This window comes from Bacillus sp. IBL03825 (assembly GCF_024712505.1).
Classification (GTDB): domain Bacteria; phylum Bacillota; class Bacilli; order Bacillales; family Bacillaceae_G; genus Bacillus_A; species Bacillus_A wiedmannii.
Genome location: NZ_JAMXKE010000001.1, coordinates 3,666,001 through 3,682,232, shown reverse-complemented (window position 1 = coordinate 3,682,232; position 16,232 = coordinate 3,666,001). Strand labels below are relative to the sequence as shown.

Here is a 16,232-nt window from a genome sequence, read left to right as displayed (position 1 = left end):
ACTGTTTATGACTGGTTTTGGTTATTTGTGAATGTTTATGGTTGATTTTTGTGATCGTTTTCATTATACTGTAATCAAAGAAGAGGTGAATAAAATGTTAACTCCTGAACGTCATCAAATGATATTGCAACTTGTAAAAGAGCAGAAGGTTGTTAAATTACAGCAATTAGTGGAAAGAACAGAAAGCTCTGAATCAACAATTCGTCGTGATTTAGCGCAATTGGAAAAGCAAAGGTTATTAAAAAGAGTTCATGGTGGTGCTGCTGTTTTAACAGGAAAAGGGCAAGAGCCAACGATGGTTGAAAAATCATCCAAAAACATTCAAATAAAGCAACAAATTGCTAACTATGCGGCTAGCATTGTTGAACAAGGTGATTGCATTTATTTAGATGCAGGAAGTACAACATTTGAAATGATTCCATTTTTAATAAATAAAGATGTTACTGTCGTTACGAATGGACTTATGCATATTGAAGCTTTAGTTGAAAATAATATTCGTGCGTATTTACTAGGTGGAATGATGAAAAGTAGGACGAAAGCTTTAATTGGTGCTATGGCACAGGAAAGCATGCAGAAGTACCGTTTTGATAAATGTTTCTTAGGAGCGAATGGTGTACATGAACAGCTTGGTTTTACAACTCCAGATCCAGAAGAGGCACTTTTAAAACAAATGGCATTAACATTTGCGAACGAAGGATATTTCTTAATTGATGAAAGTAAGTTTTCAGAAGTTGCGTTTGCGAAAATAGCCAATGTTGAAGAAGCGAATATTATTACAAACCATTTAGAAATTGATTTAGAAAAATATAAAAGACAAACCAATGTAATTGAGGCTGATAAACAATGATCTATACAGTTACTTTAAACCCATCTATTGATTATGTAGTACAAGTTAATTCCTTCGATTTAGGCGCAGTAAATCGAGCAGAGAAAGATATGAAATTTCCTGGAGGGAAAGGTATTAACGTTTCTCGTGTTCTTCATCGTTTAGGTGTTGAAAATGTAGCGCTTGGATTTACTGGTGGATTTACCGGTCGATTTATTAAAGATGTATTACAGGAGGAAGGTGTAACAACAAACTTCGTCCAAGTAGACGGTGATTCCCGAATTAATGTGAAAATAAAAGGGCAAGAAGAGACAGAATTAAATGGGCAAGGTCCTAATGTGACAAATGAACAATTTGAACAATTAATGAAACAAATCGAAAGTATGAGGCAGGGAGATTGTGTTGTACTAGCTGGAAGTGTACCGGCGTCTATCTCAACTACTTTTTATGAATCAATCGCAACGCTCGGAGCTGAGAAAGGTATTCGCGTAGTAGTCGATGCAAGTGGAAGTGCGCTGCAGCATGTAATTAAAAATAAACCATTTTTAATAAAGCCTAATCATCATGAACTTGGTGAGTTATTCGGAGTAGAGATTTCAACAGTAGAAGATGTTTTACCGTTTGGAAGAAAATTAGTTGAACAAGGTGTAGAGCATGTTATCGTATCAATGGCTGGAGATGGGGCTTTATTATTTACGGCAGAAGGTATATATGAAGCAACTGTTCCAAAAGGTGTTGTAATTAATTCGGTTGGGGCCGGAGATTCTCTCGTTGCAGGATTTGTGGGTAAATATGAACAGACAAAAGATATTGAAAAGGCATTTCAATATGGCGTTGCAACAGGGAGTGCAACAGCATTTTCAGCTGATTTATGTGAAAAAGAAAAAGTAGAAGAATTATTGTCGCAAGTAATTGTAGCTAAGCGATAGGGGGGAGCAACATATGAAAATTACAGAACTATTAAAAAGGGATACAGTTATTATGAATTTGACAGCTTCAAATAAAGAAGCTGTCATAGATGAATTAGTTGAGAAATTAGACGGCGCAAATCGTTTAAATAGTAAAGCTGAATTTAAAGAAGCTATTTTAAAGCGGGAGTCACAAAGTACAACTGGCATAGGGGAAGGGATTGCAATACCTCATGCGAAAACAAAAGCTGTTAAACAACCAGCGATTTGTTTTGGTAGAAGTGTAAGCGGTATCAACTATGAATCGCTTGACGGACAGCCAGCGCATTTATTCTTTATGATTGCTGCGAGCGCAGGGGCGAATAATACTCATTTAGAAACGTTATCGCGCCTATCTACATTATTAATGGATGAAGGATTTCGTAAGCAATTGTTAGAAGCAAAGGATGAAGAGGAACTTCTTCGTTTATTTGATGAAAAAGAGAATGAAAAAGAAGAAGAAGACATTGAAGTTGCAAAACCAGAAGGAAACGAACCATACGTACTAGCAGTTACGGCTTGCCCAACTGGAATCGCTCACACCTATATGGCAGCGGATAGCTTGAAAGCAAAAGCAGCAGAGCTAGGTATAGCAATTAAAGTTGAGACGAACGGATCAACAGGAGTAAAAAACGGTTTAACGAAAGAGGACATTGAACGCGCAACGGCTATAATTGTTGCGGCAGATAAACAAGTAGAAATGAACCGTTTTGCTGGGAAACATGTCATTCAAGTGCCAGTCGCTGATGGGATTAGAAAAACGGAAGCGCTTCTTAATCGAGCTGTAAAACAAGATGCGCCAATCTTTAAAGGAATAAAGGAAGATGGGAAGACAGAAAGTACAGAGGAAGAAAAAGGATTAGGAATTTATAAGCACTTAATGAGTGGTGTAAGTAATATGCTTCCATTCGTTGTTGGTGGCGGGATTTTAATTGCACTAGCATTTTGGATTGGTGGTATAAAAGCAGAAGGACCATTGGCTGAATTGTTAATGTCTATTGGTGGAGGCAAAACAGGTGCGTTTTTATTCCTCGTACCAATTTTAGCTGGATTTATTGCGAGTTCTATTGCTGATCGTCCAGGATTTATGCCTGGTGTTGTCGGTGGATTCTTAGCAGCACATGCGAATGCTGGATTTTTAGGGGGATTAATTGCTGGTTTCTTAGCTGGGTATGTTGTTTTAGGATTGAAAAGATTGTTTTCAGGATTACCAGCACAGTTAGAAGGAATTAAACCTGTATTGTTATATCCGGTCTTTGGATTGTTGATTACAGGAGTTGTTATGCAAAAAGTAGTAATTCCGCCTGTAGTAGCATTGAATGAAATGTTAACAGGTTGGTTAAATGGTTTGAACGGTACAAATGCTATATTACTAGGTCTTATATTAGGTGGTATGATGGCAATTGATATGGGTGGTCCAATTAACAAAGCTGCATTTACATTTGGTATTGCTGCAATAGAAGCGCAGAACTTTGGCGTGCACTCTGCTGTTATGGCGGGTGGTATGGTACCACCATTAGCGATTGCATTCGCAACTACTTTCTTTAAATCGAAATTTACTGAAGCAGAACGTAAATCTGGTTTAACAAATTATATTATGGGAGCATCGTTTATTACAGAAGGTGCGATTCCATTTGCAGCTGCAGATCCGATTCGAGTAATAGTAAGTTGTGTTGTTGGTTCAAGTATTGCGGGTGCATTATCTATGTTATTCCAAATTACATTACCAGCACCGCATGGTGGATTGTTTGTTATCGCATTAGTAAATAAACCGGTGCTATATATTTTCTCGATATTTATAGGGACAGTTATTTCAGCTCTTATGATGGGGATTTGGAAAAAGAAAGTTAAATAACACATGAAAAAGGAGTAGCTTTTATTAGCTGCTCTTTTTTATTACAAAAAAGGAGATTAATAATTGGAGAATGATGAATTTTGGTAAAAGATGTAATGAAATATGGTTTTTTTGTAACAAAAAAGTAATACTGTAATTTTTTTTGGAAAAAAATTCTGGGCTGATATGTAGAAAATATATGAAAACTATTGGGAATTCTATTAGAAATGGAATTCATTAATATGGAAATTTATGTTACAACTCATTAATCGTGTATTACGAATGGTTTGTAATTGTGTGATTTCTAAAAATCTTAAAAATCTGTTGCTATAATGAAAATACGAAAACAAAGCAAATGGAGGCTATTCATGAAAAAATTATTAGGTATAGCAACGGCGGCAGTTTTTGGTCTTGGGATTTTTGCAGGTTCTGCGAAAGCAGAAACGATTGTAACAACAGACGTATTAAATGTTAGAGAAAACCCAACTGTAGAGTCAAAGCTTGTAGGTAAAATGTTAAGTGGAAATAAATTAGATGTTATAAATACAGAAAACGGATGGGCAAAAATTAAATTAAATGGTAAAGAAGCGTTTGTAAGTGCTGAATTTACAAAAAGTACATATTATGTAACGGCGGGCGCGTTAAATGTTCGTGCTGGAGCGAATACTGACTCTGAAATTCTTGGTAAACTGAATAAAGATGATGTAATTGAAACGACAAATCAAGTTCAAAATGAATGGTTACAATTTGACTATAATGGAAAAACGGGATATGTTCACATGCCATTTTTAACAGGGACGGCACCTGTAATAGAAAAGAAAGAAGTTGTAACGCAAGAAGAGGCGCCAGTAAGAGTAAATACGCCAGTTAAAAATAATAAAGTAGTTAAGAGCAAAGAGTCTGTTAAAAATGTAGAATCAAGTAAACCTGTCGCAAAACAACAGTCAACTACGAAACAAGTTACGAAATCTACTGAAACAAGTGCACCTGCTGGTGGACGTGAAATAACAGTAGAAGCGACAGCGTATACAGCCCATCCAAGTGAGAATGGTACGTATGGTGGTCGTGTATTAACTGCAATGGGGCACGATTTAACAGCAAATCCGAATATGAAAGTAATTGCTGTTGATCCTAAAGTAATTCCGCTTGGATCAAAAGTATGGGTAGAAGGATATGGAGAAGCGATTGCTGGAGATACTGGTGGTGCGATTAAAGGAAATCGTATTGATGTATTAGTCGGTTCAGATGGTAGTGCCAATAGCTGGGGGCGCAAATCTGTAAAAGTGAAAGTGATCAAATAGTGTATATGTATTAATATAAAAGGCGGTTGCTTGAAAGTATGTAAGCAACCGCCTTTTATAGGTTATTGAAAAGGATAAATAGTTTTACCTGTAATAATTTTATAGGCACTGCAAAATTGATTTTGTATATACTCTGTATTTTTATTTTCTGGATGTAATGTTGTTTCTTGGAGAGTAGAATGAAAAGAACGTAGCAAACAATTTAAGGCGAAATATAATTCTTCTTGTGAACAATTTTGTTCTTTTGTAGCAGTAGCTAAAATAAGGTCTTTTGTTAAAGATGAAAAATTAATGGTGGATTGTTTCATAGTCAACTCATCCTCTCGAAGGTATTTTTAATCATGTATATGCGGAATTGGACAAACTATGTTCTTTTTTATTTATAATTTCATGTACCGAAATGAAAGAACTTGCAATCATGCCGTTAAAATTGGTAAGATTGGATATAATCAATAGATGGAGTACATTACATAAAGAGAGTTGAATGATATGGGAGAAGTGCAACGTGAAAAAGTTGCTGTCATCATTGGACCAACTGCTGTTGGAAAGACGAAGTTAAGTATTGATCTTGCCAAAGCGTTGAATGGTGAAATTATAAGTGGAGATTCCATGCAGATTTATCGTACGATGGATATTGGAACTGCAAAGGTGACAGAAGAAGAGATGGATGGAATGCCGCATTATATGGTCGATATAAAAAATCCGGAAGAATCATTTTCTGTTGCCGAATTTCAAGAACGTGTTCGTAAGCATATTCGAGAGATTACAGAGCGTGGTAAATTGCCAATTATCGTTGGTGGAACTGGTCTGTATATACAATCTGTTTTATTCGATTATCAGTTTACGGATGATGCTGGCGATACTATATACCGAGAACAAATGGAAAAGTTAGCATTAGAACGTGGTGTGGAATATGTACATAAGAAATTACAAGAAGTAGACCCAGAAAGTGCTGAGCGTATTCATGCAAATAATGTACGTCGTGTCATTAGAGCGTTAGAAATTTTCCACACGACGGGTGAAAAAATGAGTGATCAACTTGAAAAACAAGAAAACGAGTTATTATACGATGTTTCCTTGATTGGCTTGACAATGGATCGAGAAATGCTATACGATCGCATTAACTTACGAGTTGATATAATGATGGACCAAGGGTTATTAGAAGAAGTAGAAGGATTGTATAATAGAGGGATACGAGATTGTCAATCTATTCAAGCGATTGGGTATAAAGAGATATATGATTATTTTGAGGATCGTGTCTCTTTAGAAGAAGCGGTATCACAATTAAAGACTAATTCACGTCGTTATGCAAAGCGTCAATTAACGTGGTTCCGTAATAAGATGGATGTCACGTGGTTTGATGTTACAGGCGGTGAAAAAACGTCAGAAATTTTACGATACATAGAAGGAAAATTACAACTAAAGTCGAATAATAGTAAGTAGAGAAAAAGAGGAGGATTCGACATGAAGCAATCAATCAATATTCAAGATCAGTTTTTAAATCAACTCCGTAAAGAAAATACGTTTGTTACGCTGTACTTATTAAATGGTTTCCAGCTTCGTGGATTAATTAAAGGATTTGATAATTTTACAGTCCTACTGGAAACAGAGGGTAAGCAACAGCTTATTTATAAACATGCAATTTCTACATTTGTACCACAAAAAAATGTTTCAATTGAATTAGAGTAGTAATGAATTATTGTACATAACAAAAAAAGAGCGAGTTTCTCGCTCTTTTTTTATTTGCTATAAACAATACATAGTGAAATTTAAGCAATTCTAAATACAGTAAGGCGAATGTTAGTGTTTCCTGTTGCAGGGATCGTAATCTCGTTAAGAGTAGATTGGACAGAAATGTTTGCGCCAGCTCTTAACGTTTCGATTGTAGTGAATGAAAGTGAGTCGCCTATTAAATTTGAAGAAAAGTTATCAGTTGCGACTGCTCCATTAATTGAAATGCCTACTCCAAGAGGAGCGCATCCTGGCGCAGTTGTAGAAATAGATACGCTAATCACATAAATACCGCCGTTGATAACCGTAACTGTATCTGTGCCATTAAAGATAATATTGTTTACGTTAATTGCAGTACTGAAAATAAAGTTATTAAATTGTAGTACTGTTTGTTGAATGTTGTTTGTAACAACAATTGTTGCTACAGGGAAGCTAGGTCCAGTAGGGCCAGTAACTCCTATACCAGTGGCACCGGTAGCGCCTGTTGGCCCTTGAACACCTTGAGGTCCAGTGGCACCCGTGTTCCCTTGAACACCTTGAGGTCCAGTAGCACCGGTAGCACCCGTGTTCCCTTGAACACCTTGAGGTCCAGTAGCACCCGTGTTCCCTTGAACACCTTGAGGTCCAGTGGCACCCGTGTTCCCTTGAACACCTTGAGGTCCAGTAGCACCGGTAGCACCCGTGTTCCCTTGAACACCTTGAGGTCCAGTAGCACCCGTGTTCCCTTGAACACCTTGAGGTCCAGTGGCACCCGTGTTCCCTTGAACACCTTGAGGTCCAGTAGCGCCTGTGTTCCCTTGAACACCTTGAGGCCCAGTAGCACCAGTATTACCTTGAGGCCCCTGAGGTCCAGTAGGTCCAGGAGGCCCGCCAGAAGGTCCGGTAGGTCCGGTAACTCCTATGCCAGTAGCGCCCGTGTTCCCTTGAGGTCCTTGAATACCCTGAGGCCCAGTAGCACCCGTGTTCCCTTGAGGTCCTTGAATACCCTGAGGCCCAGTAGCACCCGTGTTCCCTTGAACGCCTTGAGGTCCAGTAGCACCAGTAGCGCCTGTGTTCCCTTGAACGCCCTGAGGTCCAGTAGCACCAGTAGCGCCTGTGTTCCCTTGAGGTCCTTGAATACCCTGAGGCCCAGTAGCACCCGTGTTCCCTTGAGGTCCTTGAATACCCTGAGGCCCAGTAGCACCCGTGTTCCCTTGAACGCCCTGAGGTCCGGTAGCACCCGTGTTCCCTTGAGCACCTTGAGGTCCGGTAGCGCCTGTGTTCCCTTGAACACCTTGAGGCCCCTGAGGTCCGGTAGCACCCGTGTTCCCTTGAGCACCTTGAGGTCCGGTAGCGCCTGTGTTCCCTTGAACACCTTGAGGTCCAGTGGCACCAGTAGCGCCTGTGTTCCCTTGAGCACCCTGAGGTCCAGTAGCACCGGTAGCACCCGTGTTCCCTTGAACACCTTGAGGTCCGGTAGCACCTGTGTTCCCCTGAGCACCTTGAGGTCCAGTGGCACCAGTAGCGCCTGTGTTCCCTTGAACGCCCTGAGGTCCGGTAGCGCCTGTGTTCCCTTGAACACCTTGAGGTCCAGTGGCACCAGTAGCGCCTGTGTTCCCTTGAGCACCCTGAGGTCCAGTAGCACCGGTAGCACCCGTGTTCCCTTGAACACCTTGAGGTCCAGTAGCACCGGTAGCACCCGTGTTCCCTTGAGCACCTTGAGGTCCGGTAGCACCAGTAGCACCCGTGTTCCCTTGAACACCCTGAGGTCCAGTAGCGCCGGTAGCGCCCGTGTTCCCTTGAACGCCCTGAGGTCCGGTAGCACCCGTGTTCCCTTGAACACCCTGAGGTCCAGTAGCACCCGTGTTCCCTTGAACACCTTGAGGTCCGGTAGCACCCGTGTTCCCTTGAACACCTTGAGGTCCAGTGGCACCAGTAGCGCCTGTGTTCCCTTGAACACCTTGAGGTCCAGTGGCACCAGTAGCGCCTGTGTTCCCTTGAACACCTTGAGGTCCAGTGGCACCAGTAGCGCCTGTGTTCCCTTGAACGCCCTGAGGTCCGGTAGCACCCGTGTTCCCTTGAACACCCTGAGGTCCAGTGGCACCAGTAGCGCCTGTGTTCCCTTGAACACCTTGAGGTCCAGTGGCACCAGTAGCGCCTGTGTTCCCTTGAACACCTTGAGGTCCAGTGGCACCAGTAGCGCCTGTGTTCCCTTGAACGCCCTGAGGTCCAGTAGCACCCGTGTTCCCTTGAACACCTTGAGGTCCAGTAGCACCAGTAGCGCCTGTGTTCCCTTGAACGCCCTGAGGTCCAGTAGCACCTGTGTTCCCTTGAACGCCCTGAGGTCCAGTAGCGCCTGTGTTCCCTTGAACGCCCTGAGGTCCAGTAGCACCTGTGTTCCCTTGAACGCCCTGAGGTCCAGTAGCGCCTGTGTTCCCTTGAACGCCCTGAGGTCCGGTAGCGCCTGTGTTCCCTTGAACGCCCTGAGGTCCAGTAGCGCCTGTGTTCCCTTGAGCACCTTGAGGTCCGGTAGCACCAGTAGCACCCGTGTTCCCTTGAACACCCTGAGGTCCAGTAGCGCCTGTGTTCCCTTGAGCACCCTGAGGTCCAGTAGCACCAGTAGCACCCGTGTTCCCTTGAACACCCTGAGGTCCAGTAGCGCCTGTGTTCCCTTGAGCACCTTGAGGTCCAGTGGCACCAGTAGCGCCTGTGTTCCCTTGAACACCTTGAGGTCCAGTGGCACCAGTAGCGCCTGTGTTCCCTTGAACGCCCTGAGGTCCAGTAGCGCCTGTGTTCCCTTGAACGCCCTGAGGTCCAGTAGCGCCTGTGTTCCCTTGAACGCCCTGAGGTCCAGTAGCGCCTGTGTTCCCTTGAGCACCTTGAGGTCCAGTGGCACCAGTAGCGCCTGTGTTCCCTTGAACGCCCTGAGGTCCGGTAGCGCCGGTAGCACCCGTGTTCCCTTGAACACCTTGAGGTCCAGTAGCACCGGTAGCACCCGTGTTCCCTTGAGGTCCAGTAGCACCAGTAGCGCCTGTGTTCCCTTGAACGCCCTGAGGTCCGGTAGCGCCCGTGTTCCCTTGAGGTCCAGTGGCACCAGTAGCGCCTGTGTTCCCTTGAACGCCCTGAGGTCCGGTAGCGCCCGTGTTCCCTTGAGGTCCAGTAGCACCAGTAGCGCCTGTGTTCCCTTGAACGCCCTGAGGTCCGGTAGCGCCCGTGTTCCCTTGAGGTCCAGTGGCACCAGTAGCGCCTGTGTTCCCTTGAACGCCCTGAGGTCCGGTAGCGCCCGTGTTCCCTTGAGGTCCAGTAGCACCAGTAGCGCCTGTGTTCCCTTGAACGCCCTGAGGTCCGGTAGCGCCCGTGTTCCCTTGAGGTCCAGTGGCACCAGTAGCGCCCGTGTTCCCTTGAGGCCCAGTGGCACCAGTAGCGCCTGTGTTACCTCGAGGCCCAGTAGGCCCGGTAGGACCTCTGCCGAACGAAGCTGAATTAACTAGAGTAGTTTGTAACTCTGCAATTAATTTAAGGAGTTCTTGGAGTGTACAATGATCGATTCGGAATAACTTTGTGATGTAAAGTAAATAATTAATTAAAATTTGGAGTTCAACAAATACAGCACTTGCTACGAAAGTTGGATTTTTTAATATAGTTATTAAGTTTTTAATAATTGCTAATCCTTGCGCTTTCAGGGAGGAAGTAGCTTCTAGTGAACAAATAAATTTACTTAGTAGGTCCAATGTATCAATTAGATCTTCAATATTTTGGGGAGATGGATTTGCAAAAAGTTTTGGGATTATTTTTGTTAAATCGATAATGATTGCGCGAAATGTTCTAAGTTGTGCTTTAGTAATTGGGATGGATGGGGTATTTGGGATTCGTCCAGCGCTACTTGGAAAGCATGGTTTGGAGAATTTGTTTTGACTGTCGTCATAACGAGACATTAAATCTCTCCTTTCTAATGAGAATGTGAATGAAACTCATCATAGTAGATGCAAAAATTAGTTAAATGGTCATAGTAAAATCGTTTGTTTAAAGAAAAAATAGAAAAAACGCCTCATGATAAGGCGTTTTTTCTATTTTCTGCGTATTGATAATATCGTTTTAGTGAAACTTTTGATTTGAATCCAGCTAGTTTTATAATTTCTGACTCCGGAGTTTCTTTTTTTATTAAGTTTAAAATATAGGTGTTACGAAAGTGTTGTCCTGAGATTCCTTTGCGTAAATTAGCTCTAGATACTTCAAGGCGAATCATTTTTTGGATAGCGATTTCTGTTAATCCCTTCGGTGCATCATTTTCGTATACCCATCTGTATGTTCCGCGATTAAAATCAAATGCGATAAATAATGGGTCATGACTATGGTATTTTGGACGAACGGGTTCAGGGATGCTTTTGTAATAAGTATATAGTTGTTTTTTGTCTTCGTTAGTTAATGTAATTGTTCTTTCTACCCCTGCGGTTGCTGGGATAGAGAATGTGTTAGTTTCAAAGTGAACGTGATGCATAGTTAACGCTGTAAGTTCCTGTAAGGATAATCCATAGTCGATTAATAAGTTTAAAATAGCAACATTACGATCCATTAATAAAGGGCGCACAGGACGTTGTTTTTCTGAAAGTCCTTCTAATGAAGTGATTATATGTTTTAATCTTTTTTCTTCATCAGATGAAATGAAATCTTCGTTACGAAGTGTGCGGTCTGGTTGAATAGAAATTTCCATGTTCTTTAATGGGTTAGGGATGTTTAGAAAATGATGCATTCTATTTAATACAATAAATACACGGTGCATCGTTTTCTCTGAGTAATGTCGATTCTTTTTTAGGTCGGAAAAGTAATCTTCGTAGTCTTTTGTACAAAGTGTAGCCCATATATTACTGGAAGGGAGCTTATTGTTTTTTTCTAACCAATGTCCGAAATCTTCAATGTCATAAACATAACGTTTAATGGTTGAAGCTTTTCGGCCTTTATTCAATAAAAAAATAGAAAAGGCTTGTATTGTATCATGGAATTCCGATGTTTCCATAGTCCCACCACCTTCATTATTTCTTATATTATAGCAAACTTTTCTGAAAATAGTCATTTGCAAGGGAGACAGGAATAATAATATTTGGTGAGTGGATAAAATGAGGTGATTGTATGGAACAATCGATGCGAAAGAAAAATAATAATCAAATTAACATTGTTTTAAATCATCGAAAGAAAATTTCTTTACCAGCCGCAGAAAATAAAACAGTGATTTCAAGTGAAACTACTACGAAACATGAGATGTTGCAAAGAATTGAAGAAGAAATGGGAAAGCTTATTGGGATGGATGATATAAAAAAGATAATAAAAGAAATATATGCTTGGATTTATGTAAATAAAAAAAGACAAGAAATAGGGTTGAAGTCTGAGAAGCAAGTACTTCATATGTTGTTTAAAGGGAATCCAGGTACAGGGAAGACAACTGTTGCTAGAATGATAGGGAAATTGTTGTTTGAGATGAATATTCTGTCAAAAGGGCACTTAGTTGAAGCTGAACGTGCGGATCTTGTAGGAGAGTACATCGGTCATACAGCTCAAAAAACAAGAGATTTAATAAAAAAAGCAATGGGAGGTATTTTGTTTATTGATGAGGCGTATTCATTAGCCCGAGGGGGAGAAAAAGATTTTGGGAAAGAAGCAATTGATACGCTCGTAAAGCATATGGAAGATAAACAACACGGTTTTGTATTGATTTTAGCCGGATATTCAAGAGAAATGAATCACTTTCTTTCATTAAATCCAGGTCTGCAATCACGTTTTCCGTTTATAATTGAATTTGCGGATTACTCAGTAAATCAGCTGTTAGAAATAGGGAAGAGGATGTATGAAGAACGTGAATACCAGTTATCGAAAGAGGCTGAATGGAAATTTAGAGATCATTTACATGCTGTAAAGTACTCGTCGCAAATTACATCATTTAGTAATGGACGATATGTACGTAATATTGTTGAAAAATCGATTCGTACACAGGCTATGCGGTTGTTGCAAGAGGATACGTATGATAAATATGATTTAATTGGGATATCAAGTTGTGATTTGATGCTTGAAGAGGAGACGCACAGTACGTAAACTGTGCGTCTGTTTTTTTGTATAAGTGCTTTTACTCTTTTTTTGCTTTTTCTTGATAAGGTTTATGGAAGTGTTCCATTTTAGCGCTTTTTTCGTGTGCAGAATTAGGATCGTGTCCAATTTGACCTACTGAGCTTTTTTGAGCACTTTTATTAACATGGTTTGTCATTTGTATTCACCTCGCTTTGAGGATTAGTATAAACATTTTGTAAAGAAAAACTCATTAGAAAAGAAAAACCTCTTTACGATATGTAAAGAGGTTAGATTACTATTTATGCATTGAACGTTCCTTTGTATCGATGCGTCTATGCGGTAAATGCCATTTGTAATGAATAGAAACCATGCGGAAGCAAACAATTAAAATGAATAAGGTATATAGAGCCCAATCGCTAACAATAATTTGAGCACCGATTAAGAAACCTGCTAGAATCGTCCAAAAGGCATATACTTCAGCTCGAAGGACGAGAGGTTTTCTGCGGGCTAAAAGATCGCGGATGATACCACCGCCAATACCAGTTAAAACAGCTGCTACGATTGTAGCGCTAATTGGTAAATTTAATTTTTGAGCATATAATGCTCCTTGTACGGCGAATGCTGATAAGCCGATAGCATCAGTGATATTTTCCCACTTTTTCCAGTGTCTAATTAATTTATTAGGAAAAAGAAAAATAATCGTCATTGATAGTAGTGCGATTTGGAATAACATGTCTTGTTGCCAAAGCGCGACAATCGGATAACCGATTAATAAATTACGAAGGGCACCTCCCCCAAATGCGGTTGCCATTCCTAAAATATAAACTCCGAAAATATCATAATCTTCTTCCATTGCAACAATGGCTCCGCTTAGTGCGAAAGCGATTGTGCCTATGATGCTAAAAATCTCCCATGCCATGAATTTTCTCCCCCGCTAACTAGATGAAATGTGCTTCCTCTGCTATTATATTAGAAGGTTTAAATTTCGAAAAGGATGAGTGAACATATTTGATGGAAGAAAAAGAAAAAGTCATATTAGTAGGCTGTCAATTGCCACAAGATGATGATGAAAAGTTTATGCATTCCATGAAAGAGCTTGCATCGCTAGCGAAGACTGCACGAGCAGAATTATTAGTGTCTACAACGCAAAAACGACCGAAGTTTCATCCGGCGACTTATATAGGTAAAGGTAAATTAGAAGAGCTTACAATGTTAACGGAAGAATTAGAACCGGATGTTATCGTATTTAATAACGAATTAACGCCGAGTCAAATTCGGAATTTATCCTCAGTATTAGATGCGAGGGTAATTGATCGAACGCAACTAATATTAGATATTTTTGCGCAACGTGCGAAGTCGAGGGAAGGTAAGCTTCAAGTAGAATTAGCTCAGTTGCAATATACAATGCCGCGTCTTATGGGGCAAGGATTGTCGTTATCACGTCTTGGTGGTGGTATTGGAACGAGAGGGCCGGGTGAGACGAAACTTGAGACGGATCGTCGCCATATTCGATCACGCGTTGATGAAATAAAGAAACAACTTGCGGTTGTTGTGGAGCATCGAAAAAGATATCGTGAGAGAAGAAAAAATAATAAAGTATTTCAAGTTTCATTAATAGGGTATACGAATGCGGGAAAATCTACACTGTTTAATAGATTGACGGAAGCAGATACGTTTGAAGAAAACTTGTTGTTTGCAACGCTAGACCCGACGACAAGGAAGATGCCGTTACCTTCAGGTTATACAGTATTACTAACTGATACGGTGGGTTTTATACAAGATTTACCTACGTCATTAATTGCTGCTTTTCGTTCGACATTAGAAGAAGCTGGTGAAGCGGATGTTATTTTACATGTAGTTGATTCAGCAGATCCTAATTATGTAGGGCATGAGAAAACAGTAAAACGATTATTGTCAGAACTTGAAATTAATCATATTCCTATTATTACGTTATATAATAAAAAAGATGAATTACATCAAAACTTTATTCCGTTTCCGAAAAGTGACTTCTTAATGACTAGTGCCTTTGAACAAAGTGATTTATTGCATATAAAAGAAGCGATAGAAACGAAAATGAAGGAAGAAATGAATCGTTATCAAGTGGAAATTCCACCGAGTGAAGGTAAGTTGTTAACGCTATTAAAGACAGAAACGCTATTAACAAAGATGGAGTTTCTGGAAGATAAATTTGTATATGATTGCGTAGGGTATATTTTTGCTCATTCATCGCTTAATGTGCAATTAAAGAGATTTTTAGTGGAAGAAGGAGAAAATAAAAATGTTTGATCGTTTGAAAAATGGAGAAAAAATTGCTCCAATCGTAAAAGAAGTAGAGAGCCAGGTTACAGAAGTACATAAACGCGCGGATGAAGTAATTGAGAGTAATCAGTTTCGTGTATTAGAAAGTTTTCGTAAACATAAAATTAGTGATTCGCATTTTATTCCGACGACAGGTTACGGTTATGATGATATTGGCCGTGATACGTTAGAAAAAGTGTATGCGGATGTATTTGGAGCGGAAGCTGGTCTTGTTCGTCCGCAAATTATTTCAGGTACTCATGCTATTTCTACAGCGTTATTCGGTATTTTACGTCCGGGAGATGAGCTATTGTACATCACTGGCAAACCGTACGATACGTTAGAAGAAATCGTTGGTGTACGCGGAAAAGGTGTAGGTTCATTTAAAGAATATAATATTGGTTATAATGCAGTTCCGCTTACTGAAGAGGGGCTTGTTGATTTTGGAGCTGTTGCGACTGCAATTCATAGTAATACGAAGATGATTGGGATTCAGCGCTCAAAAGGTTATGCTACTCGTCCATCATTTACTATTTCTCAAATTAAAGAGATGATAGCATTCGTTAAAGAAATTAAACCTGATGTTGTTGTGTTTGTAGATAACTGTTATGGTGAGTTTATTGAAGAGCAAGAGCCATGTCATGTTGGTGCAGATTTAATGGCAGGTTCGCTTATTAAAAACCCTGGTGGTGGAATTGTTAAAACTGGTGGTTACATTGTTGGTAAAGAACAGTATGTTGAAGCATGTGCATATCGTTTAACATCTCCAGGAATCGGTGCGGAAGCAGGGGCATCTTTATACAGTCTACAAGAAATGTATCAAGGTTTCTTCTTAGCGCCGCATGTAGCGGGACAAGCGCTAAAAGGTGCGATTTTTACAGCTGCATTTTTAGAGAAGTTAGGAATGAATACATCACCAGCATGGAATGCACCAAGAACAGATTTAATTCAGTCTGTTCAATTTGATGATAAAGATCGTATGATTGCATTCTGCCAAGCAATTCAATATGCATCTCCGATTAATTCTCACTTCACTCCATATGCCAACTATATGCCCGGTTATGAAGATGATGTAATTATGGCTGCGGGAACGTTTATTCAAGGTGCAAGTATTGAATTGTCAGCTGATGGTCCAATTCGTCCGCCTTATGTTGCTTACGTGCAAGGTGGGTTAACTTATTCACATGTAAAGATTGCGATTTGTTCTGCAATTGATGCGTTAATTGAAAAAGAATTATTAACAATTTCTTAAGGAGAAG

14 protein-coding genes are annotated in these 16,232 nt (G+C 40.3%); 9 read left to right on the top strand and 5 right to left on the bottom strand.

From position 1 onward, the window contains the following. Positions 1-94: 94 nt before the first annotated feature. From NHG49_RS18765 to entD, 4 genes are all read left to right on the top strand, one after another. Entirely contained in the window at positions 95-847 is a 753-nt protein-coding gene (locus tag NHG49_RS18765; RefSeq protein ID WP_000957284.1) for a DeoR/GlpR family DNA-binding transcription regulator, read from the top strand. Beyond that, a complete protein-coding gene (gene pfkB / locus NHG49_RS18760) occupies positions 844-1,755 on the top strand; it encodes a 1-phosphofructokinase (RefSeq protein WP_258126423.1) in 912 nt (303 codons plus the stop codon). The genes NHG49_RS18765 and pfkB overlap by 4 nt, the downstream gene beginning before the upstream one ends. A 13-nt stretch (positions 1,756-1,768) precedes the next feature. Beyond that, positions 1,769-3,628, top strand: coding sequence for a PTS fructose transporter subunit IIABC (locus tag NHG49_RS18755; protein WP_258126422.1), 1,860 nt, complete (start codon positions 1,769-1,771; stop codon positions 3,626-3,628). 347 nt (positions 3,629-3,975) lie between these two features. Beyond that, positions 3,976-4,908 carry a cell wall-binding protein EntD gene (entD, locus tag NHG49_RS18750; protein ID WP_098103122.1) on the top strand — a complete coding sequence of 311 codons (933 nt, stop codon included), beginning with the start codon at positions 3,976-3,978 and terminating at the stop codon, positions 4,906-4,908. 62 nt (positions 4,909-4,970) lie between these two features. On the opposite strand, the gene NHG49_RS18745 is transcribed toward entD, so the two are convergent. Continuing rightward, positions 4,971-5,216, bottom strand: coding sequence for a hypothetical protein (locus NHG49_RS18745; RefSeq protein WP_000814419.1), 246 nt, complete (start codon positions 5,214-5,216; stop codon positions 4,971-4,973). Between the two features lie 181 nt (positions 5,217-5,397). On the opposite strand from NHG49_RS18745, the gene miaA reads away from it, so the two are divergent. After that, on the top strand, positions 5,398-6,351 hold the full coding sequence (miaA, locus tag NHG49_RS18740; RefSeq protein WP_064475075.1) for a tRNA (adenosine(37)-N6)-dimethylallyltransferase MiaA: 954 nt from the start codon (positions 5,398-5,400) through the stop codon (positions 6,349-6,351). Positions 6,352-6,372: 21 nt separating this feature from the next. Continuing rightward, positions 6,373-6,597, top strand: a complete 225-nt coding sequence (gene hfq / locus NHG49_RS18735; protein WP_000813896.1) for an RNA chaperone Hfq — start codon at positions 6,373-6,375, stop codon at positions 6,595-6,597. 80 nt (positions 6,598-6,677) lie between these two features. On the opposite strand, the gene NHG49_RS18730 is transcribed toward hfq, so the two are convergent. Both NHG49_RS18730 and NHG49_RS18725 read right to left on the bottom strand, forming a co-directional pair. Then, a complete protein-coding gene (locus NHG49_RS18730) occupies positions 6,678-10,553 on the bottom strand; it encodes a Gly-Xaa-Xaa repeat protein (protein WP_258126421.1) in 3,876 nt (1,291 codons plus the stop codon). Positions 10,554-10,666: 113 nt separating this feature from the next. Further along, on the bottom strand, positions 10,667-11,632 hold the full coding sequence (locus NHG49_RS18725; RefSeq protein WP_064477044.1) for a tyrosine-type recombinase/integrase: 966 nt from the start codon (positions 11,630-11,632) through the stop codon (positions 10,667-10,669). Positions 11,633-11,745: 113 nt separating this feature from the next. Here NHG49_RS18725 and spoVK point away from each other — a divergent pair, with 113 nt between their 5' ends. Further along, on the top strand, positions 11,746-12,702 hold the full coding sequence (spoVK, locus tag NHG49_RS18720; RefSeq protein ID WP_048562529.1) for a stage V sporulation protein K: 957 nt from the start codon (positions 11,746-11,748) through the stop codon (positions 12,700-12,702). Between the two features lie 31 nt (positions 12,703-12,733). Here spoVK and NHG49_RS18715 read toward each other — a convergent pair whose 3' ends face one another. Both NHG49_RS18715 and NHG49_RS18710 read right to left on the bottom strand, forming a co-directional pair. Continuing rightward, the gene (locus NHG49_RS18715) at positions 12,734-12,871 is read right to left on the bottom strand and encodes a hypothetical protein (protein WP_064477043.1); all 138 of its coding nucleotides are present in this window, start codon (positions 12,869-12,871) and stop codon (positions 12,734-12,736) included. A 99-nt stretch (positions 12,872-12,970) separates the two neighbouring features. After that, positions 12,971-13,594, bottom strand: a complete 624-nt coding sequence (locus tag NHG49_RS18710; protein ID WP_064477042.1) for a trimeric intracellular cation channel family protein — start codon at positions 13,592-13,594, stop codon at positions 12,971-12,973. Positions 13,595-13,686: 92 nt separating this feature from the next. Here NHG49_RS18710 and hflX point away from each other — a divergent pair, with 92 nt between their 5' ends. Further along, positions 13,687-14,961, top strand: a complete 1,275-nt coding sequence (hflX, locus tag NHG49_RS18705; protein ID WP_064477041.1) for a GTPase HflX — start codon at positions 13,687-13,689, stop codon at positions 14,959-14,961. Next, positions 14,954-16,225, top strand: coding sequence for a methionine gamma-lyase family protein (locus tag NHG49_RS18700; RefSeq protein ID WP_064477040.1), 1,272 nt, complete (start codon positions 14,954-14,956; stop codon positions 16,223-16,225). Before hflX ends, NHG49_RS18700 begins: the two co-directional genes overlap by 8 nt. Positions 16,226-16,232 lie beyond the last annotated feature (7 nt).